Genomic DNA, 22792 nt, shown 5'->3' with positions numbered 1-22792 from the left:
GGAGGGGGACACCGGATCCGGCGCTTCGCAGCGCGGGCGGGGCACACCGTACCCGGCAACCTTCCCCGCGGCGGCGGCGACTGACCTTCGAGCCCCCGCCCATGAACCCCACCCCCCGAAAGAGCACCCCCCACTCTCGAAGGAGCCGCCCCCACATGACCGCCACCCACACGGCCCGCCACGCCCGGCGCCTGCGCAAGCGTTTCGTGCTGCCCGCCGCCGGGGCCGCCCTCGCCGCGGCCGCCGCGCTCGTGCCCGGGAGCGCGAGCGCCGCCTATCCGAACCCCGGTGTCCTGACCGGGGACATCGCGGTGCACGACCCGTCGATGGTGAAGACGCCGAGCGGATACGTCCTGTACTCCACGCACAACGGGATCGAGGCCCGCACCTCCACCGACCGCACGCACTTCAAGCGGGCGGGCTCGGCGTTCACCAACCTGCCGTCCTGGTGGGCGACCTACTCGAAGGACAGGAGCCCCTGGGCGCCGGACGTGTCGTACCACGGCGGCAAGTACCTGATGTACTACGCGGTCTCCAGTTTCGGCTCCACCCATTCCGCGATCGGCTTCGCCAGCTCGCCCAGCGGACAGCCCGGCACCTGGACCGACCACGGCATCGTGCACTCCACGACGACGTCGAGCGGCTACAACGCCATCGACCCGAACCTCTTCGTGGACCGCGACGGCAAGTGGTGGATGTCCCTCGGCAGTTGGTCATCGGGGATCAAGATGATCCGGCTCGACCCCTCGACCGGCAAGCAGTACGCGGGCGACCGGACCCTCTACTCGATCGCGGCCCGGCCCACCGGCTCGAAGGCCGTCGAGGGTCCGGCCGTCGTACGGCGCGGCGCCTACTACTACCTCTTCGCCTCGTACGACGTGTGCTGCGCCGGCGTGAACTCCACGTACAAGATCAAGGTGGGACGGGCCGGCTCGCCCACCGGCCCGTACATCGACAAGAACGGTGTCCGGATGACCGCGGGCGGCGGCTCGGAGGTGCTCGCCACGCACGGCCGGTACATCGGGCCCGGCGGACAGTCCGTGCTCCCCGACAGCGACGGCGACCTGCTCGTCTACCACTACTACGACGGCCAGGACAACGGCGCCCCGAAGCTGGGCGTGAACCTCCTGAACTGGAGCGGGGGCTGGCCCACCGCGTACTGACGGGCGCACCGCCGCCCCGTCGGCGCACCGCACGGAAAAGTGTTATCCGGGCGCCTCGCGCTCCGTCTCCTTCTTCGGATGTGCGCCCCCTCGCCCGTCCGAAGAAGGAGACCCCGCACCATGCACGACCGACCCGCGCACCGCGCCCCGTCCCGTGTCCCGCGCCGCCTGCCTGCTCGCCGCCGCGGCGCTCACTCTGTCCCTGGCGGGCGCGCCGCCCGCCCGTGCTGCCGGGGGCAGCGGCGACCTCACGGCCGACGTGCTCGCGGGCCGTGACGTACGGCTGACCGGTGACGCGGTGGTCCGGCTGCCTGGCGGCACCCACACGTACCGGGGTGTGTTCTCCGGTGAGGGCACGCTGCGGATCGCGGGCACCGGCACGCTCGTCCTGGTCCGCGACAGCGACTTCACGCTGCCGAAGGCGCGGCAGCGGCAGCGGGTACGGGTGCAGGGCGGCAACCATCCGTACGTCACCGTGCACCACCCCGACTCGCCGGCCGTCACCGTCGAGCGGGGCGCGACGCTCCAGTACGGGGACGGCGGCACGGCCGGACAGATCGCGCACTACCCGTACAACACACCGGCCTACCGGCAAAACCAGAACAACATCCGCGTCGACGGGACCCTGCGCCTGTCGCTGACGAGCGCGTACAACCTCGGCACGATCAGCGGCTCCGGGCTCCTGACCCAGCCGCGCTTCCTGTGGGGCCGATGGGATCTGTCCGGCACCCACCCCGACTTCACCGGCACCATCGACAACGGGACCCAACTCAACGCCGGTGCGCCCGAGTTCGCCACGTCGCTGCCCGGTGTCCGCAAGATCCTCAACCAGGGGACGTGGACGGTCGACACCCCGCTCGGCCAGACCGTCACACAGCGCATGGACTTCTACCAGCGCGAGTACGGCAGCGACATCAACGTCCAGTCGCGGCCGGGCAGCAAGGTGGTGCTCACCGGCCAGTACAGCTGGGCCGACGGCGGCAGCGACAGGAACCCGACCCTCAGCGATCCGGCGCTCAACTGGCGTCCCGCGCACAAGAACATCAACAAGCGGGGCACCAACATCAAGGGTGCCAACCTGCAGTGGGGCGACGGGACGACGGACAAGATCTTCATGCCCGGTACGGCCGAGACGGTCTACATCAACCTCCTTGCGGCGCGCGAGCGTTCACGCCTGACGTTCGCGTACAACGGGCCCGTCACGCTCGGCGCCCCGATCGGCGGCGGCGTCTTCCACGACACGCTCTCCGCGCCCGGCCAGGGCGACATCGTGATCAAGGGCGTGCGGGGCAATGACGTCACCTTCGCCGCGCGGCAGTACTACGACGGCACGACGACGGTGGAGAAGGGTGCCGTGCTGCGGCTCGGCAGCGGCAAGGCGGGCGGTGACAGCGAGCTCTACCAGGGCGGTTCGCGGTACGGGCTGACCACCGACGGGACGCTGATCGCGCAGAACACGGACAAGCCGCTCACCCTGTCCGCGATAGGCGGCTCCGGGGCGCTCGCGCAGGCGGGCCGGGCGCCGCTGCGACTGACGGGCGCGGCCACGTACACCGGGACGACCACGGTGCGGCGCGGCGCCCTCGAACTGCACCGCGGCACCCTCGCCGCCAGCCGCGCGGTACGTCTCACGGGCAAGGAGGCCCGCCTCGATCTGACCCGGGCCGGGGACCAGACGCTGCGCTCGCTCGACGCGGTGGCCGGCAGCGAGGTGATCTGGGGCGGAAAGGGGCGGCTGACGCTGCGCGGGACGGGCAAGGGTGTCGCCGGAACGCTGCGTGGCGGCGAGCTGTACAACTCCGGCGCCCTGCAAGGGTCGTTCATCCTGCACGGGGACTTCCGGCAGGCGAAGAGCGGCGAGCTGACCGTGCGTGCGGGGGACACACCGCCCAAGGTGAGCGGGGAGGTGTCCCTGGCCGGGCGCCTCGTCGTGCGGCCGCCGAAGGGCGAGGCGCCGGACGAGCCGGTGCTGCTCGCCCTCGCGGGCGAGCGGCCCGCCACCGGCGCCTTCACCGGCCTGCGGGAGGGCGCCCGGGTCACGGTGGCGTCGGCCGAGTACCGGCTCACGTACCGGGGTGGTGACGGCAACGACGTCGCGCTCGTCCGGGAGTCCGCGAGCGCGAAGCCGGGGGCGGCGCGCGAGGCCGTGGCGGCGAGCGGGCCGGTGTCCGAGGCCGACGGGTCCGGGTCGTGGCTCTGGACGGCGGCGGGTGCGGCCGGCGCGGCGGTGGTGCTGGTGCTCGCGGCGCTGCTGATCAGGCGGCGCACCGTACGGGAGGCGCCGGCGGCGGGGCGGCATCGGGCGCGCTGAGGAGAGGGGGCAACTCCCGTACGGGCAGGAGGCGTTCGGTCACCAGACGGTCAGCTCCGCCCCGCATCGAGCCAGCGCTCGGCTCCGCCCCGCCCCGCCCGGAACCGACGCTCACCCCCACCCCGACGTCAGCCGCGTCTTCAGCGCCAGGTGGACCTGAAGCGCCCGGTCGCCGTGGCGCCAGTCGGCGCCCAGGAGGGCAGAGATGCGGTCGATGCGCTGGTAGAGGGTGTTGACGTGCACGTACAGGTCCGCGGCCGTGCGCGCGAGGTTGCCGTCGCACGCGAAGTACGCGAGCGCCGTACCGGCGAGATCGCTGCCGCGGGCGGCGTCGTGGTCGAGCAGCGGGCCGATCGTGCGGCGCACGAAACGGTCGAGCTCGGCCCGCTCCGCACGGCCGATCAGCAGGCCGTGGATGCCGAGGTCGTCCCGGCAGGCGCCCTCGCCCACGCGGTCGAGCGCCACCAGGGCGTCCACGCAGCGGGCCGCGTCACGGTGGGCGTCGGCCACACCGGAAGCGCCCGGCGCGGCGCTCTCCGCGCCCACCGTCACGGCTCCCGAAACGGCCGCGGTCTCCGAGACCCCCGCCCCCAGCGCCGCCGCCAGCCTGCGGGCGGCCCGCCCCGGATCCGCGGAGCCGTCGGCCGAAGCGTCCGGGCCCGGATACACCGAGCCGGGATCCGCCGGGCCCGGCTCCACCGGCAGCACCACCACCGCGTCACCTCCCGACTCCCCCGCGATCCCGCCGTGGCGGACGGCGTACGCGCCCGCCAGATCCGCGATCCTCCTTCTTCGCGCGGCGTCCTCGGCCCGCGCCACCAGGACGATGTGCTGGCGGTGCAGATCCAGGCCGACGAGCGCCGCGCGGCGCGTGAGGCCTTCGGGGTCGCGGTGCGGGGCGCCGAGGAGTTCGTCGAGGAGTTCGCCGCGCAGCCGCTGCTCGGCCGCGGCGACCCCGCGTTCGTGCAGGAGCATCAGCGCCACGGCCTGGGCCGCGCGTTCCAGGGCGTGCACATCGGAGGCGTCGAGACCGCCCCGTACGAACAGCAGCGTGCCCAGGTGTTCGTCGGCGGCAATGACGGGGGTGGCGCAGGCCTGGCCCCGGGTCGCGGAGGCACGCCGGGTGCGCGAGGCGTTCAACTCCCGTACGAAATCGGCGGGTTGAGGCGGCTCCTCGCCCGCGGACGCCACCGGGCGGCCGTCCGCGTCCAGGACGGAGACACTGCCGCGCAGCACCTCCGCGAGCGCCTGGGCGAGCTCCGCGGGACCGCCGCCGTCGAGGGCGACCGCGGTCAGCCGCTCGTGGACGGTGGCCGCCTTGCGGACCTCCTCGAAGAGCGTGGCGTTCTCGATGGCGAGGGCCGCATGGTGGGCGAGCGAGATGAGCAGCTCGACCTCGGCGGGCGAGAACGGGCGCACGCGCCGGTTGGCGGCGAACAGCACCCCGTACACCTGGTCCCTGAACTTCAGCGGCACCCCCTGGATGGCGACCAGGCCCTCGGCCCCGATCACCGAGTCCACGTAGTCGGAGTGCGCGAAGCGTTCGTCGTTGGGGTAGTCCGCCGTGTGGTACGGCTGGGCGGTCTTGGCGACCAGGCCGCCGAGGCCCGTGCCGACCGCGAGCCGGCCGGTCTTGAAGGCCTCCGTGGTGATGCCCTCGGTGACATGCACGTAGGTGTCGCCCTGCTCCGGGTCGTACAGGAGCAGATACGCGACATCCGTGCCGACCAGGGTGCGGGCGCGGCGGACGATCGCCTGGAGCACATCGGGCAGGGCGCGCAGCGAGGCGAGGTCGCCGGCCGTCTCGTAGAGCGCGGCCAGGGCGGCCTCGCGGCTGCGGTGCGCGGCGAGGCGGGCGCGGATCTCCAGGGCGTCGCCGACCAGGGGCGCGGCCGCGCCGCTCGCGCGCAGGGCCTCCTCGTCGGCCTCTTCGCACAGGAGCCGCAGGAGTGCGCCGTCGGCGGCGGGCGTGGTGCTCACCCGGCAGTGATACCGCACGGGCCCCGCTCCCGGTACGGCGATGTGGCGACCGTCACGCGACGTGGCGGATCTCCACTCCTGCCCCTGAGGAGGTGTGGATGTTCTCCATGGCGGCGGGGGCCGCGCCCCGCGACCGTTGGCTCTGCGACACCGACTCCGGCGTTCCGCCCTCGTTCCCTGGAGCCTTCCGTGAACCTCGTCCGTCTGCTCACCGACACCGCCGCCCGCCATCCGGACCGCCCGGCCCTGCGGCTCGGCGGCAAGGCGCTCACGTATGCCCGGCTCGACCGCGACTCCGCACGGGCCGCCTCGTATCTGCTCGCGTACGGGCTCGAACCCGGCGACCGCGTGGGGCTCAGCCTGCCGAACGTGCCCGAGTTCGCCGTCCTCTACTACGGCATCCTGCGTGCCGGCGGCATCGTCGTCCCGATGAATCCGCTGCTCAAGGAGCGTGAGCGGGAGCATCTGATCGCGGATTCACGGGCGTTGATCACCCTCGGCGCCGACCGGGACTGGGGCGCCGAACTCGCCCCGCACGCACCGCTGGAGAAGGTCGTGGAGCGCTCCGGCGAGGACACCGCCGTGCTGATCTACACCTCCGGCACCACGGGCAAGCCCAAGGGCGCCGAGCTGACGCACGCCAATCTGCTGCGCAACGTCGAGGCCACCAACTCCTCGCTGCTGCGCCTGACCGAGCACGACGTGCTCTTCGGCGGCCTGCCGCTGTTCCACTCCTTCGGCCAGACCTGCGTCCTCAACTGCGCGGTCGCCGCGGGCGCGAGCGTGACGCTGCTTCCGCGGTTCGACGCGGGCGAGGCCCTCGATCTGCTCGTACGGGACGCGGTGACCGTATGGGCGGGGGTGCCGACGATGTTCGGCGCGCTGCTTGCGCATCCGTCGCTCGGGCCCGCGCACCGGGGGCGGCTGCGGCTCGCGGCCTCCGGCGGCGCCTCGCTGCCGGTGGAGATCCTGCACGCCTTCGAGGAGGCCTTCGGCTGCCCGCTCCTCGAGGGGTACGGCCTTTCGGAGACGTCTCCGGTCGCCTCGTTCAACCGGCTCGAAGGCCCGCGCAGGCCGGGCACCATCGGGCTGCCGATCGAGGGCGTACGGATCCGTATCCAGGACGAGTCGGGCCGTGAACTGCCCGACGGCCGCACGGGCGAGGTCGCGATCAGCGGCCACAACGTGATGAAGGGCTACTGGAACCGGCCCGAGGACACCGCCGAGGTGCTGCGCGACGGCTGGCTGCGCACCGGTGACCTCGGGGTGCGGGAGGCGGACGGGCTCTTCCGGATCGTCGGCCGCAAGAAGGAGCTGATCATCCGCGGTGGTTTCAACGTCTATCCGCGGGAGATCGAGGAGATCCTGTACGAGCATCCTGCCGTGGCCGAGGCGGCCGTACTCGGCACGCCCCACCCGGAGTTGGGCGAGGAGGTCACCGCCGTGGTCGCCCTGAAGTCCGGCCGCGCCACGGTGACACGCCCCGACGAGCTCCTCGCCTTCGTCAAGGCACGCGTGGCCCCGTACAAGTACCCGCGCGTGGTGGCGATCGCCGACGCGCTGCCCAAGGGGCCTACCGGGAAGATCCTCAAGCGGGAGATCGAGCCGCCGGTCCTGACCCCCCACAGCCTGGAGGAGAGCGTCCGATGAGACTCGCCACCCTGGCCCGCAGCGCCCTCACCGCGGCCCTCGCACTCGTGGCCGTGACGGCCGCGCCCGCAGAGGCCGCCTTCGAACCTCCGCTGCCCGCGCTCAACATCACGGACACGTACGTCACCGGCATCTCGTCCGGCGGGTTCATGGCCTCGCAGCTGCAGATCGCGTACTCGGGGACGTTCCAGGGCGCGGCGGTGTTCGCGGCGGGCCCGTACTACTGCGGGCAGGGCAGCATCCTGCACGGTCTTGCCGAGTGCACCGGGCTCGCGTCCACGGATCCGGCGGGCATCGTGGCCACGGCGCGGCGGTGGTCGGAGCAGGGGAAGATCGACCCGGTCTCCCGGCTCGCGGGCAAGCCTGTCTACACGTACCACGGGACGAAGGACCCGCTCGTGACCGACCGCGTGAGTGACGAAGGGGTGCAGGTCCACCGGGAGTTGGGGGCGCGGATCGCGTATCACGACACGGATCCCGCGGGGCACGGCTGGCCGCGGCCCGACGGTGCGCTGCCGTGCGGGACGACCTTCTTCCCGTTCCTGATCGACTGCGGCAACGATCCGCAGGGCGAGCTGCTCACGCACTGGCTGGGCGCGGACGCGGTGCGGCCGCCGGCCGGCGCGCAGAGCGGGACGCTGAGCGAGCACGACCAGGACCGCTACACGCCGGGCGGCTGGGCGCAGTTCTACAGCCTGGGCAGCAAGAGCTTCCTGTACACGCCCAAGTCCTGTGCGGCGGGGGTGGCTTGCAAGCTGGTGGTCGCGCTGCACGGGTGCCTGAGCGACAACAAGTTCGTCGGCGACCGCTTCGCCCGCGAGTCCTATCTCAACGAGTACGCGGACACCAACGACCTCGTGATCCTCTATCCGCAGACCGACATCAGCGTGGCGCGCGGCAATCCGCAGGGGTGCTGGGACTGGTGGGGATACACGGGCGGGGACTATGCGCAGAAGTCGGCGCCCCAGATGCGCATGATCATGAACGAGGTGCGGGCGCTCGGGGGCGGCGCGCGCTGAGGCCTGCGAGGGAACATCTCTCCTGGAACGCCTCTGCTACGGGAAAAGCTCACTGCGACAAGGGAGTTACCGATGAACAAGCCGGCCGAGCTCGATCTTCCCGTCGACGGCGGCACCCTGCGGGTGCTGCGCTTCGGCGAGGGACCGAAGGTCGCCGTGGCGGTGCACGGGATCACCGCGTCCGGGATGTCGTACAGCGGGGTGGCCCGGGCGCTGCCCGCGGACTGGACGCTGTTCGCGGTCGATCTGCGCGGACGCGGCGGCAGCACCGATACGCCCGGTCCGTACGGGATGGAGCAGCACGCCGCCGATGTCTGCGCGGTGGCCGAACACTGGGGCGGCGGGGGCGAGGTGGCGCTCGCCGGGCACTCGATGGGGGCGTATGTGGCGCTGCGGGCGGCGGTGCGCAGGCCGGAGCTGTTCGCGCGGCTGCTCATGATCGACGGCGGGCTTCCGCTGCCGGTGCCCGAGGGAGCGGACCCCGACGCGGTGCTCGACGCGACGCTGGGTCCCGCGATCGCCCGGCTCGCGATGACGTATCCGGACGATGCCGCGTATGTGGACTTCTTCCGCGCGCACCCGGCGCTCGGCCCGTACTGGAGCGAGGACATCGAGGCGTATGTGCGCTACGACCTGATGGGGCCCGCGGGTGCGCGGCGGTCGCGGGCGCGGGAGGAGGCGGCGCGTACGGACGGGCGTGAACTGCTCACGGAGCAGGCGGAGTTCGCGAAAAACCTGGCCGAGCTGTCGGTGCCGGCCCGGCTCCTGTACGCGCCGCGCGGGCTGTTCGACACCGCGCCCGGGATGCTGCCGGAGCCGCTGGTAGGGCGGTTCGCGGGCGACGGGGCGGCGCACCTCGCCGTGGAGCAGGTCCCGGACTGCAACCACTACACGATCTTGATGGGCGAGCCGGCGGGGGTGGTGGCTGAGCGGCTGGGTGGGTGAGTGGGCGAGTGGGCGAGTGGCTGAGCCAGTGGGCCACACGGTGGCCGAGTGGCAAAGTGGCTGAGCCACTCGCCCACCTCACGGTCCGCGACTGGGCGGCTGGGTGGCAAAGTGGCTCAGCCACTCGCCCACCCCCGGACCACGGCTGGGCGACCGGGCGGCCCAGTGGCTCAGCCACCCAGCCGCCCCGCCCCCACCAGCCGCTCCGCCGCCCCGTCCAGGAGCGTCTCCAGGACCGTCGGGTACGCGCTGCGGTTCATGCGCTCCGCCAACAGCCGCGCCGTGGCGGCGATATGCGGATGGGTCGCGGCGGGCAGCCGCGCATACGTCGAGTTCCACATCCGCTCGTCCCGCTCCCGCGCCTCGTCCTTCAGCGCCAGCGCCCCCGCGTCCAGCGCCGCGAACGCCAGCGCCAGGTCGATGAACGCGTGGTAGACCGCCACCGCGTCGACGTCCGGAAAGCCCGCGCCGCGCAGGATCCCGAGGATCGTCTCGTCCACCTCGATCTCGCGCGGCCGCCCGGTGACCCGGCTCGCCGTGAGCACCGCAGCCTGCGGATGCGCGAGATACGAGGCGTGGATCGCCAGACCCAGGGCGCGCAGATCCGCACGCCACTCCCCCGTCGCCCGCCACGTGTCCAGGGCCCGCCCCATCAGCTCCTCGCCGATCGCCCGCGTCAGCCCGTCGAGCCCGGCGAAGTACCGGTACACGGTGCTGGGATCGGTACCGAGCGCCGCGCCCAGACGCCGCGCGGTCAGGCCCGCGCTCCCGTGCTCGTGCAGCATCCGCAGCGCCGTCTCGACGATCAGCGCCTCCGAGAGCACCTGCCCCTGGCGGGTCGGGCGCCGCCTGCGCCGTTCCGCCTCGGGAACCACCTTCTTCGCCATCGAGCAGCACCTTCCGGGGACACGGGCCCTTATGCCAACGCCGTAGACATTAAGCCACTCCATGCCGTTGCATCGGCTCACCCCCGGGCGAACGGTCCGGACCCTCCGGGCGACCGTCCGGAGGGAGCTTTCGTCGAGAGGCAAGGTCATGCGTGTACTCCTCGTGGGCGCGGGCGGCGTGGGCACCGCCGTCACCCGTATCGCGGCCCGGCGCGACTTCCTGACGCACATGGTGGTGGCGGACTACGACCTGTCCCGCGCCGAAGCGGCCGTCGCCGCGCTCGGCGAGGAGCAGCAAGCCCGGTTCAGCGCCTTCCGCCTGGACGCCTCCGACCAGGAGGCCGTCCGCCGGGCCCTGACGGAGGAGCACTGCGACGTCCTCCTGAACGCCACCGACCCGCGCTTCGTGATGCCCCTGTTCGACGCCGCGCTCGCCGCCGGCACGCACTACCTCGACATGGCGATGTCGCTCTCCGCGCCGCACGCCACGGCACCGTACGAGAACTGCGGAGTGAAGCTCGGCGACGAGCAGTTCGCGAAGGCCGCCGAATGGGAGGCCGCGGGGCGCCTCGCCCTGTGCGGCATGGGTGTGGAGCCGGGTCTCTCCGACGTCTTCGCCCGGTACGCGGCCGATGAACTCTTCGACGAGATCGAGGAGATCGGCGTACGCGACGGCGCGAACCTCACCGTCGAGGGCTACGACTTCGCCCCGTCCTTCTCCATCTGGACCACGATCGAGGAGTGCCTCAACCCGCCGGTCGTCTACGAGAAGGACCGCGGCTGGTTCACGACCGCGCCGTTCAGCGAGCCGGAGGTCTTCGAGTTCCCCGAGGGCATCGGCCCGGTGGAGTGCGTGAACGTGGAGCACGAGGAGGTGCTCCTCATCCCCCGCTGGGTGGACGCGCGCCGCGTGACGTTCAAGTACGGGCTCGGCGACGACTTCATCGCCAAGCTGAAGACCCTGCACGAGCTGGGCCTCGACTCCACCACGAAGGTCGCCGTCCCCGGTCCGGACGGCCGCAAGGTCGAGGTCTCCCCTCGCGATGTCGTCGCCGCCTGCCTGCCCGACCCGGCGACGCTGGGCGACCGTATGAAGGGCAAGACCTGCGCGGGCACTTGGGTCAAGGGCACCAAGGACGGGGCCGCACGGGAGGTGTACCTGTACCACGTGGTCGACAACGAGTGGTCGATGCGCGAGTACGGCTCCCAGGCCGTGGTCTGGCAGACCGCCGTCAACCCGGTCGTCGCCCTCGAACTGATCGCCACCGGCGTCTGGAAGAGCTCCGGCGTCCTCGGCCCCGAGGCCCTCGCACCCCGGCCGTTCCTCGACCTCCTCACCGCATACGGCTCCCCGTGGGGCCTGCGCGAGGAGCGCTGACCGCCGTTCCGACACCGATGGTCACCGGCTCACCCGCGCCGCCTCGAGCCGGTACCCCATCCCCCGTATCGCGTCGATCGTGCAGGAACTGCCGCCGTCCTGGCGCAGTTTGTTGCGGACGCGGCGGACATGGACGGTGAGCGTATTGCTGTCCAGGGTGTCCGTGCCCCACAGGGCGCGGCTCAGTTCCGCGCGCGGCACCACCCGGCCGACGTGCTCCATGAGGTAGCGGAGCACCATGAACTCCCGTACGGGCAGCTTCAGTTGGCGCCCGCGTACATGGACGTGAAAGCCCACCGGGTCCAGCTCGATGTCGCCGACCACGAGCGGCACGGGCACGGGCGCGCGGCCCCGGGGCAGCAGCGGCACGATCTCCTCGATGCGGTACGGGCGGGCCACATAGGCCACCGCCCCCGCATCCAGCGCCGCCGTGGCCTCCGCCGTGCCGTCCGCGCCGGCGGCGACCACGACCGGCACAGGGTGCAGCCGGGCGACCAGCTCCGTGACCCGCGCGCAGTCCACCACCGGCAGCGGGGCACCGAGCAGCAGGGCGGCGGGCCTGCGGGCGCCGGCCTGGAGCAGGGCCTCGGCGCCGTCGTGGCAGACGACGGTGGTCACTCCGGCCGCCTCGAAGCGGGCGGCGGCCGCGGCGGCCAGGTCGGCGTCCGGGTCGGAGAGCAGGAGGTCGGGCGGCCGGACGCCGTCCCGTCCGTTCTCATCGTGGGTCACGCGTGGTCCTCCTTCGGACGGGCCACGTACCGTGCTGTGTGCGGGAGTTGTGCCTCGACGGCGGCAACGGGGGCCTCAGCCGAAGCGGCCCGAGATGTAGTCCTCCGTACGACGGTCGGACGGGTTGGAGAAGATCCGCTCGGTCTCGTCGTACTCGACGAGCCGGCCGTGGCGTTCGCCCTTGTCGTCGACGTCCGCGGTGAAGAAGGCGGTGCGGTGCGAGACGCGGGCCGCCTGCTGCATGTTGTGCGTGACGATGACGATCGTGAACTCCTCGGCCAGCTTCTCCATGAGGTCCTCGATCTTCGCCGTGGCGATCGGGTCGAGGGCCGAGCAGGGCTCGTCCATCAGGACCACCTCGGGCTTCACCGCGATGGTGCGGGCGATGCACAGGCGCTGCTGCTGCCCGCCGGACAGGGCGAGCGCGGAGGACTTGAGCTTGTCCTTGACCTCGTCCCACAGGGCGGCGTGCGTGAGGGTCTCCTCGACCAGGTCGTCGAGGTTGCCCTTGAAGCCGCCGACGCGGGGCCCGTACGCGATGTTGTCGTAGATGGACTTGGGGAACGGGTTGGGCTTCTGGAAGACCATCCCGATGCGCCGGCGGACCTCGATCGGGTCGACCTCGCGGCCGTACAGATCCTCGTCGTGGTAGCGGATCTTGCCGACCACGCGGGCCGTGGGGATGAGGTCGTTCATGCGGTTGAAGCAGCGCAGGACGGTCGACTTGCCGCAGCCCGACGGTCCGATCAGCGCGGTGATCTGCCGGTGCCCGACGGTCAGGTTCACATCGCGCACCGCTTCGTGGCTGCCGTAGTAGACGGAGAGGCTCCCGACCTCGAAGACCGGGGCTTCCAGCGACGGTGCGCTGCGGAAGGACACCTGGGGGCTCTTGATTCCGCCGGGGGCCTCGGAGGGTGCGCCGGGTGCGCTCATGTCGGTCCTCTGCTGGGCGGGAAGGTGGGCGTCGGGGCGGCTGGTCGGATCGCTCATGGGATCACCACCTGCGGGCGTAGCGGTTGCGGAGCCAGATCGCGGCCGCGTTCATCACGAGCAGGATCACGAGCAGCAGCAGGATGGCCGCTGCGGCCAGGTGGTGGAACTCGGTGCGGGACTGGCTGATCCAGTTGTAGATCTGGACCGGGAGCACGGTGTACGAGCTGTCCAGGCCTTCGGGGTTGAACATGACGAAGGTGACCGCGCCGAGCATGATGACGGGCGCCGCCTCGCCGATCGCGCGGGACAGCGCGAGGATCGACCCGGTGGCCATGCCCGGTACGGCGGCGGGCAGGACCTGGCGCCAGACGGTCTGCCACTGGGTCGCGCCGAGGGCGAGCGAAGCGTGCCGGATCGACTGCGGTACGGCACGGATCGCCTCGCGGGACGCGATGATCACCACGGGCAGAACGAGCAGGGAGAGCGTCAGGGCCGCGGTCAGGACCGTGGTGCCGAGGGCGAGTTGGCGGGCGAGCAGACCGAGTCCGAGGATGCCGTAGATGATCGAGGGCACCGCGGCGAGGTTCTGGATGTTCAGCTCGATCAGCCGGTTGTACCAGCGCTCCTGATCGGCGTACTCCTCCAGGTAGATCGCCGCCATGATGCCGGTGGGCAGACAGAACAGCGCGGTGAAGGAGATCACCCAGATCGTGCCGAAGATCGCGGACTGGGCGCCGGCGTTCTCGGGGCGGCGGATGGAGGGGAAGTTGTTCCACAGCCGGGAGTCCAGCCGCGGCCAGGCCTCGCCGACCACGTAGGCGAGCAGTGCGATCAGGAAGACGATGCCGACGGAGAGGCAGGCGAGCAGCAGCCAGCGGAAGAGGCTCTCGCCGGGGCGCCAGCGCGGCCCGGCGAGCATCGGCCGGCCCGGTGCCGGGGCCCCGACTTCCTTGACGGGGGCGGTCATTCGTACACCTCCCGGTACTTGCGGACGAGCCGGATGGCGATCAGGTTCATCACGAAGGTCGCCAGGAAGAGCAGCGCGCCCACCGCGAAGATCGTGTTGTACTCGATGGAGTCCACCGGGACGTCACCGGACGCGGCGCGCGCGATGAACGCGGTCATGGTCTCCATCTCCATGAACGGGTTGAAGCGCAGTCCGGTGCTCACGCCCGCCGCGATCAGCACGATCATGGTTTCGCCGACGGCCCGTGAGATGCCGAGCACGCAGGCGGCGACGATGCCGGACAGCGCGGCGGGGACGACGACGCGCACGGAGACCGTGCGCTTGCCGGAGCCGAGCGCGAAGGCGCCCTCGCGCAGCGCGTGCGGTACGGCGGACAGGGCGTCCTCGGTGAGCGAGGCGATCGTCGGCACGATCATGACGCCCATCACGAGACCGGCGGCGAGACCGCTGCGGACTTCCAGGGCCCAGGCCTCCGGCAGGATGTCCTGCAGCTGGGGTGTGATGAAGGCGAGTGCGAAGAAGCCGTACACCACGGTGGGGATCCCGGCGAGGACCTCCAGGCTGGGCTTGAGCAGCTGGCGTACGCGCGGCCTGGCGTACTCGCTGAGGTAGATCGCCGCGCCGAGACCGACGGGCACGGCGATCAGCAGGGCGATGCCGGTGATCACGAAGGTGGCCGCCACCAGGGGCAGCACACCGAACTTCTTGTCGGAGAACAGCGGCGTCCAGTCGGTGCCGGTGAGGAACTCCGAGATGCTGACCTGCCGGAAGAAGTCCACGGCCGGAGGGATGAGGGAGATGACGATTCCCACCGTGGTGGCCACGGACACGAGGGCCGCCGCCATCAACAGCCCCTTGATCACGGCTTCGCCGTAACGCGGGCGAGTCCGCCGCAGGGACCGGTTGGGGGTCCCTGCGACGGACTTGGGTGCGGAGGTGCTCACTTGGAGGCTGCCTTCAGCTTGTCCAGGGCTGCCTTCAGTTCCTCCTCCTGCTTGTCGTTGAGGGGGATGAACTGGGCGTCCTCGGCGATCTCCTTGTGGTTCTCGACGTAGAACTCGACGAAGTCGACCACCTCGGGCCGCTTCAGCGACTTGGCCGAGGGATAGATGAACAGCTGCCGGCCCAGCGGCTTGTACGAGCCGTCCTGCGTCGTCGCCACGCTCGGCTTCACACAGCCCTCGCCGCCGTCGACGTCGAGCAGCTTCAGCTTGTCCTTGTTCTCCTCGTAGTACGAGAAGCCGAAGTAGCCCAGGCCGCCCTTGGATCCGGACACGCCGGTGACGAGCACGTTGTCGTCCTCGCTCGCGCTGTAGTCGGTACGCGACGCGCCCTCCTCACCGTTGATCTCGTCGGTGAAGTAGTCGAAGGTGCCCGAGTCGGTGCCGGGGCCGAACAGCTTCAGCGGCTCGTCGGGGAACTTCGGGTCGACCTCCTTCCAGCTCTTGACCTTGGAGTCCGGCTCCCAGATCTTCTTCAGCTGGTCGGTGGTCAGGCAGTCCACCCAGTCGTTGTCCTTGTGGACCACGACGCTCAGCGCGTCGTTGGCGACGGCGAACTGCTCGTACGTGACGCCGTTCTCCTCGCAGGTCTTGATCTCCTCGTCCTTGATCGGACGGGAGGCGTCGGAGATGTCGGTCTCGCCGACGCAGAACTTCTTGAAACCGCCGCCGGTGCCCGAAGTACCCACGGTGACCTTCACCTTGGGCTGCTCCTCGGCGTAGAACTCCGAGGCGGCACTGGTCAGCGGGGCGACGGTGCTGGAACCGTCGATCTTCACCGAGCCCGACAGCTGATCGCCGCCGCCGGAGCCGTTGTCACCGCTGTTCCCGCCGTCACCGCCGCAGGCGCTCGCGGCGAGGATCACAGCAGCGGTGAGGGCCAGTGGAGCCTTTGCCCGGCGCAACGAAGTGGAAGTGTTCACGACTGACGACCCTCGCGTCGGCCGGGTCGGTGCCCGGCGGCGTGGACCGGCGCCCCTGTGGGGGTGGGCTCGCGGTCAGGACACCAAGGATGGAAGTCCTCTTCGGTGAACCCGGGGTGTACGCGCGCGCGGAAGGATATGAACGGCTGCGCTCAACTGCAGAACCGGATCGGATGGCAGGTGAACAGCGGTGCGTGGCAAGGCAGTTGGGGCCGGTGGAGCACATGGGAAGCGCGCCGGTGCACCCCCGCGGGGCACCGGCGCGCCGACTGCCTCAGGCCTTGTTCAGGTGGCCCCAGAACTCGTCGAAGGAGAGCTTCTTGTCCCCGTTGAGGTCCTGGGCGCGTATGACGGCCTCGGCCACCGACTCGGTGACGTTCCAGTCGCCGCCCTGCGCGAGCGCCGTCTTGAACTCGGCGGCGGTGATGAAACCGTCGCCGTCCGTGTCGATCCGCTGGAACTGCGCGCGTGCCGCCTCGATGTCCGCCATGGCTTCCACCCCTTCTTGGTACTGAACTGACCGGGTCAGATTAACTACCCGGCTGTACGGGGAGAGCGATGGGTCCGTCGCAGGAAGAGCGAGGGTCCGTCAGCGGCCGAGCTCGGCTTCGAGCGCCGCCACCACCCAGGCGAACTCCTCTCGGTACTGCGGCGACTCCTCCAGACCGCGCACCCGGGCGATCAGATCCCGCAGCCGGGACACGTCGGCCTGGCTCGCGGACAGCATCCGCTCGAGCACCTCGCCGCGGTCCGCGTCCCCGAGCAGCTCACCGAGGACGTCCCGCGCCTCCTGCGACGCGGGCGCGATGCCCCGGCCTCGTGCGTCACCGGCGAGGTGGACGAGCCGGCTCATGAACCACAGCGAGGTCCCGGGCGGCGTCTTCGGCGTCCGTCCCGCGGCGTTGAACTCGATCACCTTGCGCATGCCGCGGCGGAACTCCGGGTCCTGCAGCAGCTCCGCCATCTCCACCCAGGCGTCGACCTGGTCGACGGTCGGATCGTCCGGCAGGTCCGGAATGCCGAACTGCAGCCGCGTACGGATATCGGGGTCGGTGGTGTCGAGCCCGCCGAACACCTCCGCCGTGAACGTGTCGATGATGCGCTTGCGCTCGGCGGCCGACAGGCGTGCCAGCTTGTTCATCAGGGTCATCTCCTCCGCGGACGAACCGCGCTTGGCGACGGTCGTGAGGACGGCCCGGGTCACCTTGAGGCTCCGGATCTGTGCGTCGAGCGCGCTCACATGCCGCGCCGCCACCTGCGCCACGGTGATCTCGCCGCCGACCACCGCCCGTACGTCGTCCAGGCCGAGGCCCAGGTCGCGCAGGGTGCGGATGAGTTCGAGGCGGGCCACCGACGCGGCGTCGTAGAGCCGGTAGTTGCCCGGTGAGCGGTCGACCACCGGCAGGGCGCCGGCGTCCGACCAGTAGCGGATGGTGCGCACCGGAAGCCCGGTGCGGCTGGCGAGCTGACCGATGGTGAGCAGCTCGGGGCCGTCGTGGATCATGGGGAGGAGTCTGTGCCTTCCAGTGGGTGGAGACTCAAGTGGTCGTTTCCGTACGACGACACCATGGGGGTCACGAAGATGAGCGACGCACTCGCCGAGGTACTGTCCGCCGCCGCGGCCGGCCGTTTCCCCGCGCCGGACGGCAGCACCACGATCCTGCCGCAGCCCAGTCCGCGCGAGGCCGGGGTGCTCGCCTTCACGGCCCATTCGGTGGTCTTCACCGACGAGGACCCCGACTGGGTGCGCGAGACCCTCGCGTCCCTGGACTGCGACGCGCTCGCGGCCACGATGAACCCGCTGTTCCTCGCGGCGTTCATGGAGCGGACGGGACGGCGCACGGACACCATCGACCTGATGACGGTGGCGACCCCGCTCAGCGGTGAACTCCCGCTCGCCCTGCGGGAGATCGAGGACCAGGACCATCCGCGGGTGGCCTACGCCCGCAAGCGCCGCGACGATGTGCGCGTCTGGGCGGCCGACGGCGGGATGCTCGCGCTCGGGCGCGGTCTCGCCGGGCGCTGGGAGGTGTCGGTCGAGGTCGACGAGGAGGTCCGCCACCGCGGGCTCGGGCGGAAGCTCGCGCTGGCCGCGCGGCATCTCGTACCGGCGGATTCCGTGCTGTGGGCGCAGCAGTCGCCGGGCAACGCGCGCAGTGTGCGGACGTTCCAGGCGGCGGGGTACAAGGCCGTGGCCTCGGAGGTGCTGCTCTACGCGCCGTGATGTACCCCGACATGAAAAGAAACCGGGTGCGGGCGCCTCCGAGTAGCGCCCGCACCCGGTGATCCGGGGACCGGTGAGGTCAGCGGAAGATGCCCGTGTGGCCGAGGGAGTACCGCCCCGGCTGCGGGTAGATCGCGAGTCCGTGCGGGCCGCCGCCGACGGGGATACGGGCCAGCTGGACGCCGCTGTGCGTGTCGATGGCGTACACCTCGTTGTCGTAACGCCCCGAGAGCCACAGCACGTTGCCGTCCGCCGAGACGCCGCCCATGTCCGGGGAGCCGCCGTCGGGCAGCCACCACTTCTTGGTGAGCTTGTTCTTGGCGAAGTCGAAGACGGAGATGGAGCCCTCGCCGCGGTTGGGGATGAACATCTCCTTGGAGTCGCGGGAGATGTACAGACCGTGGCAGCCCTTGCCGGTGGGCATGAGCTTGGGCGTCGTGAACTTCTCGCCGTCGAGGACCCACATGCCGTGCGCCATCATGTCGGCGATGTAGAAGGTCTTGCCGTCCGGCGAGATCTTCACGTCCTGCGGCATGGCGCCCTCGAAGGGCAGCTTCATCTGGCCGACGACCTTCATCTTCTCCGTGTCGACCTTGAGCAGTTCGGCGGAGAACTCGCAGGACACGATGAAGTAGCGCCCGTCGAGCGAGAAGTCGGCGTGGTTCACGCCGTAGCAGCTCACCGGCTCGGTGTGCTGGCGCTTCATGGTCTGCGGATCGCGGAAGACCAGCTCGCGGTCGAGCGAGGCCATCACGATGGCGCTCTTGCCGTTCGGCGTGAAGTAGAGGTTGTACGGGTCGTGCACCTCGACGTCCGGCGCCTTGCGCTTGGCGGTCAGCGGGTCGAGCGGGGTGAGCGTGTGGCCGCGGTTGTTGTTCACCCAGAGGGTCTTCATGTCCCAGGACGGCACGACGTGCTGGGGCTGCGTACCGGTCTCGATGGTGTCGACCACCTGGAAGGAGTTGGGGTCGATCACCGAGACCGTGTTGGAGTTGGTGTTCGGGACGTAGACCCGCTCCTTGACCTTCTTCATGAACGGCGACAGGTTGTTCGGCCGGTTCGCCGCGTAGATGTCCTTCGGGTTCTCCACCGGCGGCATCCCCGGCAGCCCGTACACCGGCTTGGGTCCTGCCGGCTTGAGCGCGGCCTGCTGGGCGGCGGACTTCTTCTCCTGTACGGACTGCTCGGGCGAGCCGCAGGCGGCGAGGACCGTACAGGCGGCGAGCACTCCGCCGGCGAGCAGCCGGGTTTTGGGGGAGGTCTTGATCCCGTTTTTGCGGGAGGCCGAGATGAGGCGGGGGGTCGTCATGAGGTCAGCAGCTCCGTGGTGGTCACCGCGGTCAGACCGCGGCGGGCGAGTTCTTCCAGGACGGCCGGGAGCGCGGCGACCGTGTCCGCGTACCCGAAGTGCAGACTCACCACGGAACCGCCGCGCACCGTGCCGGTGATGTTGCGGACCACGGCCTGGGGGCCGGGCGAGGTGAAGTCCAGGGAGTCCGTGTCGTACGACAGGACGTGGGGGTAGCCGGCCCGGCGGGCCAGCTTCTGTACGAGCGGGCTCGCGGCCTGCGTACGGGAGGGCCTGAACCAGGTGCCGATCGAACCGGTCAGCCGGCGCAGGCGGTCCGCGCAGCCGGTGATCTCGGCGAACGCCTCGGCCTCGGGGAGCGCGTTGATGTCGAGGTGGCGCAGAGTGTGGTTGCCCAGTTCATGGCCGCCGTCGAGGATGCGGCGGGCGAGCTCCGGGTAGCGGTCGAGCCAGCTGCCGACGGCGAGCACGGTGATCCGGGCACCGGCCTGCTCGGCCTGGGCGAGCAGCTGCCGGGCGATCCTGGGATCGCCCTGGCCGTGGAAGGTGAGCGCGACGCGCGGCTTGTTGCGCGGGCCGTGCTCGATCTGCGCGGGCAGCCCCGGGAAGCGGCGCGGTCCGGGTGCCGGGGGCGGGGCGGAGGGCCGCGGCTCGGGCGCCGTCGGGCGGCCCGGCGGGTCGGCCGAGCAGGCGGCGGCGAGCGGGCCGGCGAGGGCCAGCAGGGCAGCGGCGCGCAGAGCACCGCGGCGGTCGGTGGTCACGGCGCCCATTTAAAGGGGCTATCGCATAAAAGGTAATGATTGACCCAATTCGGGACTGTCGCGGGTCGCTGCCCCCGCAGTCCGCGCCTCGGGCCCACGAGCCGCCGATGCGTTAGCAGAACACTCATTTAGCCCTTGTTTACAAGGTCAGTGCTCCACATCACCAAAGATTAATCTTCGAATCGTCATGATTTATTCCTGAATGTCCGAGTAAGGACCTTTGGCTTGGAGACCGCCCGTCTGCCATAGTCGGAGGTACGCGATGCCCATTGACCCGAGCACTCGCCCATTCGACCGCGGATCACACCCCCCGAAGGTCCGCGGTGCACGCAGAAGCCCCCAGGGCGCCGTCACCCCCGGCGCGATGGGGGCTTCTGCATGTCCGCACGTCAGCGTCGGAACCTCCGCACGTCAGCCGCGGGTGATCTCGTACGTGGAGGTCGTCTGGCTGCCCTCGTTCGCGACGAGCAGTAGCGGCTCGCGCGTGGGCGAGGCGGTCGCCGGCACGAAGCTGACGCCCTCGGGCGAGGCGTCGCCCGCGGTACGGGTCCAGCCCTCGAAGCGGGGCGCGCGCGGGTCCGTGATGTCGAAGGTCATCACGCCGCCGGTGCGCTCGAGGAGCACGAAGGCATACGTACGGCCGTCGATCTCGCCGACCGTCAGCCCCTCGGCCTCCGGGCCCTTGTTGTCGCTGCGCTTGTCGAAGTCGCCCTCGCCTTCGGCGTTGAAGTTCGCCGGGTCGATCTTCGCCGTGAGCTGTTCGAGCAGATCGCCGCTGTCCCAGACGAGGCGGCCCTCGGTGTCGCGGACCGAGAAGGAGCGTCCGCCGGCCGCGTACAGCGGGCCGCCGGGCTTCGCGGGAGCCGAGGCGAGCACGTCGAGGCGGCCCATCGCCTTCGGATCGAGCAGCGCCGGGTCGAAGCCCTCCGGCAGCAGCGCGGGGTCGAGGTCGGCGAGACGGGTCATGTCCTCGTAGTCGCCGTACTCGCGGGCATCGCCTTCGTTCGCGACCACGTAGTACGTACGGCCGTGGTGCTCGAACGCGGCGGCCGCGTCCGGCATGTAGACGCCGAGCAGCGGACGCGTGGCGATGTTGATCGCGCCGTCCTTGTCGCTGGTGTCCAGGCCGTTGCCCGGCTTCGAGTGGTCCTTGTGGCCGAGGCCCGCGAGGCCGGTGACGCGGGCGGTGCGCAGGTCGACGGTGGCGACGGCGTTGTTCTCCTGCAGGGTCACGTACGCCTTGCGGGAGTGCTTGTCGACGGTGATGTACTCCGGCTCCAGGTCCTGGGCGACGCTCGCGCCCGGGCCGCTGATCCGGACACTCGGATCGAGGCGGCGGTGGTTGTACGCGCGGAAGTCCGCGGTCCGCGCGCTCGCCCGGGACCAGCCGCGCGAGAGGTCGACGAGGGTGACGCTGCCCTCGGGGTCGGTGTCGCCCGCCGCGTAGCCGCTGGGCTCGCCCTCATTGGCGACGAGGAGGGTGTCGCCGTCCTTGCTGAAGGTGACCATGTCGGGGCCGTGGCCCGCGGGGACGGCCCTGAGTACCCCGCCGTCGGGGCGCATCAGGACGACCTGGCCGCGCGCGGCGGCGTCCGCGGTCTCGACGGCGACCGCTATGAGGCCGTCGTACGCGGCGACGCTGGTGACCGCGCCGTCGCCGTACGCGGAGAGGTCGACGGTGCGCACCCGGCGGGGATGCGCGGGATCGCGGACGTCGACGATGTCGAGCGTGAGGGTGTCGGCGCCGGTGACGAAGGCGCGGCGGGACTTCCTGTCGTACGCGACGATCTCGGCGGCCTGCGAGGTGAAGGTCGACAGATGTCTCAGCTCGATGCCCCTGCTGTGCGCCTGGCTTCTGTCCGCGCCGGTCGCGGCTTCGGGTGAGGCGGAGGTGGCGGGGGCCGCCACTGCGGTGAGGGACGAGACGAGAAGGGCGGCCATGGAGACGCGGGCCGCGCGCCGGCTGATACGCATGGCCCGCATCGTGCAGTCGGCGGCTGAACCGCGGGGGAACTGCGGGTGACCGAGCGGGGGTTGATCAGCGGTCGGAGATGCGCATCTCGAACCAGGTGGTCTTGCCGCGCGGCAGCAGGTCCACACCCCAGCGGTCGGAGAGCTTGTCGACCAGGAAGAGACCGCGGCCGCTGGTGTCCATCTCGTGGACGGGCATCAGACAGGGCAGTCCGCGCGAGGGATCGCGGACCTCGACCCGGATCCAGCCGCGCCGGCGCAGCATCCGTAAGCCGAAGCTGCGGGCGCCGGTGTGCCGTACGGCGTTGCCGACGAGTTCGGAGACGAGCAGCACGACCGCCTCGGCGACCTGAGGGGAGAGGCCCCAGTGGCGCAGGACGACGAGCTGGGCGAGCCGGCGGGCGGTGCCCGCGGACTCGGGGCGCGACGGGAGCGGGACCTCGTCCTCCGTCGGGTTGCCGAACAACTCCAGGGCTTTCAGGGCCCGTTCGTCCTCGACGGCAGGAGACCACCGCGGCACGGTCGCGCTGCCGTGCCCCCGCGTCTGTTCGCTGCTCTCCAGCCCCGCCATGCCCCCATCATGGCCTCAGGCAGGGCTCGTTGGAGCCCTTACGCGAGAAGTCACCTCACGGAACGGATGG

At 71.0% G+C, this 22792-nt stretch carries 20 protein-coding genes; 7 read left to right on the top strand and 13 right to left on the bottom strand.

Going from position 1 to position 22792, the window contains the following annotated elements; all coding sequences use genetic code 11:
- The first annotated feature begins 155 nt into the window (after nucleotides 1-155).
- Both H9Y04_RS02695 and H9Y04_RS02690 read left to right on the top strand, forming a co-directional pair.
- Complete coding sequence (locus H9Y04_RS02695) at nucleotides 156-1163, top strand: arabinan endo-1,5-alpha-L-arabinosidase (protein ID WP_236070542.1); 1008 nt, start codon at nucleotides 156-158, stop codon at nucleotides 1161-1163.
- 154 nt (nucleotides 1164-1317) lie between these two features.
- Nucleotides 1318-3474, top strand: coding sequence for an autotransporter (locus tag H9Y04_RS02690; RefSeq protein WP_308800840.1), 2157 nt, complete (start codon nucleotides 1318-1320; stop codon nucleotides 3472-3474).
- A 111-nt stretch (nucleotides 3475-3585) separates the two neighbouring features.
- On the opposite strand, the gene H9Y04_RS02685 is transcribed toward H9Y04_RS02690, so the two are convergent.
- Complete coding sequence (locus H9Y04_RS02685; RefSeq protein ID WP_308800839.1) at nucleotides 3586-5454, bottom strand: helix-turn-helix domain-containing protein; 1869 nt, start codon at nucleotides 5452-5454, stop codon at nucleotides 3586-3588.
- Between the two features lie 189 nt (nucleotides 5455-5643).
- On the opposite strand from H9Y04_RS02685, the gene H9Y04_RS02680 reads away from it, so the two are divergent.
- The 3 genes from H9Y04_RS02680 to H9Y04_RS02670 all read left to right on the top strand — a co-directional run bounded on the left by H9Y04_RS02680 (nucleotide 5644) and on the right by H9Y04_RS02670 (nucleotide 9068).
- Nucleotides 5644-7104: a long-chain-fatty-acid--CoA ligase gene (locus tag H9Y04_RS02680; RefSeq protein ID WP_187812000.1), complete on the top strand. Its 1461-nt coding sequence runs from the start codon at nucleotides 5644-5646 to the stop codon at nucleotides 7102-7104.
- Complete coding sequence (locus tag H9Y04_RS02675; protein ID WP_187811999.1) at nucleotides 7101-8123, top strand: extracellular catalytic domain type 2 short-chain-length polyhydroxyalkanoate depolymerase; 1023 nt, start codon at nucleotides 7101-7103, stop codon at nucleotides 8121-8123. Before H9Y04_RS02680 ends, H9Y04_RS02675 begins: the two co-directional genes overlap by 4 nt.
- Before the next feature lie 72 nt (nucleotides 8124-8195).
- Entirely contained in the window at nucleotides 8196-9068 is an 873-nt protein-coding gene (locus H9Y04_RS02670) for an alpha/beta hydrolase (protein WP_187811998.1), read from the top strand.
- 170 nt (nucleotides 9069-9238) lie between these two features.
- Here H9Y04_RS02670 and H9Y04_RS02665 read toward each other — a convergent pair whose 3' ends face one another.
- A complete protein-coding gene (locus H9Y04_RS02665) occupies nucleotides 9239-9955 on the bottom strand; it encodes a TetR/AcrR family transcriptional regulator (protein WP_187811997.1) in 717 nt (238 codons plus the stop codon).
- A 148-nt stretch (nucleotides 9956-10103) separates the two neighbouring features.
- Here H9Y04_RS02665 and H9Y04_RS02660 point away from each other — a divergent pair, with 148 nt between their 5' ends.
- Nucleotides 10104-11333 carry a saccharopine dehydrogenase family protein gene (locus H9Y04_RS02660; RefSeq protein ID WP_187811996.1) on the top strand — a complete coding sequence of 410 codons (1230 nt, stop codon included), beginning with the start codon at nucleotides 10104-10106 and terminating at the stop codon, nucleotides 11331-11333.
- A 21-nt stretch (nucleotides 11334-11354) separates the two neighbouring features.
- Here H9Y04_RS02660 and H9Y04_RS02655 read toward each other — a convergent pair whose 3' ends face one another.
- The 7 genes from H9Y04_RS02655 to H9Y04_RS02625 form a co-directional block, all read right to left on the bottom strand.
- Nucleotides 11355-12062: a response regulator transcription factor gene (locus H9Y04_RS02655; protein ID WP_187811995.1), complete on the bottom strand. Its 708-nt coding sequence runs from the start codon at nucleotides 12060-12062 to the stop codon at nucleotides 11355-11357.
- Between the two features lie 75 nt (nucleotides 12063-12137).
- Nucleotides 12138-12995, bottom strand: coding sequence for a phosphate ABC transporter ATP-binding protein PstB (pstB, locus tag H9Y04_RS02650; RefSeq protein ID WP_187812127.1), 858 nt, complete (start codon nucleotides 12993-12995; stop codon nucleotides 12138-12140).
- A 61-nt stretch (nucleotides 12996-13056) separates the two neighbouring features.
- Complete coding sequence (gene pstA, locus H9Y04_RS02645; RefSeq protein WP_187811994.1) at nucleotides 13057-13962, bottom strand: phosphate ABC transporter permease PstA; 906 nt, start codon at nucleotides 13960-13962, stop codon at nucleotides 13057-13059.
- Entirely contained in the window at nucleotides 13959-14906 is a 948-nt protein-coding gene (pstC, locus tag H9Y04_RS02640) for a phosphate ABC transporter permease subunit PstC (protein ID WP_187811993.1), read from the bottom strand. Before pstC ends, pstA begins: the two co-directional genes overlap by 4 nt.
- Nucleotides 14903-15886: a PstS family phosphate ABC transporter substrate-binding protein gene (locus H9Y04_RS02635; protein WP_187811992.1), complete on the bottom strand. Its 984-nt coding sequence runs from the start codon at nucleotides 15884-15886 to the stop codon at nucleotides 14903-14905. Before H9Y04_RS02635 ends, pstC begins: the two co-directional genes overlap by 4 nt.
- A 274-nt stretch (nucleotides 15887-16160) precedes the next feature.
- Nucleotides 16161-16376 (bottom strand): EF-hand domain-containing protein, encoded by a 216-nt coding sequence (locus H9Y04_RS02630; protein ID WP_187811991.1) that lies wholly within the window; start codon nucleotides 16374-16376, stop codon nucleotides 16161-16163.
- Between the two features lie 99 nt (nucleotides 16377-16475).
- Nucleotides 16476-17390, bottom strand: coding sequence for a helix-turn-helix domain-containing protein (locus H9Y04_RS02625; RefSeq protein ID WP_187811990.1), 915 nt, complete (start codon nucleotides 17388-17390; stop codon nucleotides 16476-16478).
- A 78-nt stretch (nucleotides 17391-17468) separates the two neighbouring features.
- Between H9Y04_RS02625 and H9Y04_RS02620 the strand changes: the two genes are divergently transcribed.
- Nucleotides 17469-18110, top strand: coding sequence for a GNAT family N-acetyltransferase (locus H9Y04_RS02620; RefSeq protein WP_187812126.1), 642 nt, complete (start codon nucleotides 17469-17471; stop codon nucleotides 18108-18110).
- Between the two features lie 79 nt (nucleotides 18111-18189).
- Here the strand turns inward: H9Y04_RS02620 and H9Y04_RS02615 are convergent, their stop codons facing one another.
- From H9Y04_RS02615 to H9Y04_RS02600, 4 genes are all read right to left on the bottom strand, one after another.
- Entirely contained in the window at nucleotides 18190-19419 is a 1230-nt protein-coding gene (locus tag H9Y04_RS02615; RefSeq protein ID WP_187811989.1) for a YncE family protein, read from the bottom strand.
- Nucleotides 19416-20180, bottom strand: a complete 765-nt coding sequence (locus H9Y04_RS02610; RefSeq protein ID WP_438818064.1) for a polysaccharide deacetylase family protein — start codon at nucleotides 20178-20180, stop codon at nucleotides 19416-19418. The genes H9Y04_RS02615 and H9Y04_RS02610 overlap by 4 nt, the downstream gene beginning before the upstream one ends.
- A 411-nt stretch (nucleotides 20181-20591) precedes the next feature.
- Nucleotides 20592-22154 (bottom strand): choice-of-anchor I family protein, encoded by a 1563-nt coding sequence (locus H9Y04_RS02605; RefSeq protein ID WP_187811987.1) that lies wholly within the window; start codon nucleotides 22152-22154, stop codon nucleotides 20592-20594.
- Nucleotides 22155-22218: 64 nt separating this feature from the next.
- Nucleotides 22219-22722: an ATP-binding protein gene (locus H9Y04_RS02600; protein ID WP_187811986.1), complete on the bottom strand. Its 504-nt coding sequence runs from the start codon at nucleotides 22720-22722 to the stop codon at nucleotides 22219-22221.
- Nucleotides 22723-22792 lie beyond the last annotated feature (70 nt).

The organism is Streptomyces polyasparticus (assembly GCF_014493765.1).
Taxonomy (GTDB): Bacteria; Actinomycetota; Actinomycetes; order Streptomycetales; family Streptomycetaceae; genus Streptomyces; species Streptomyces polyasparticus.
Note: the sequence above shows the minus strand (reverse complement) of the source record. Positions and strands in the feature narration are given on the sequence as shown.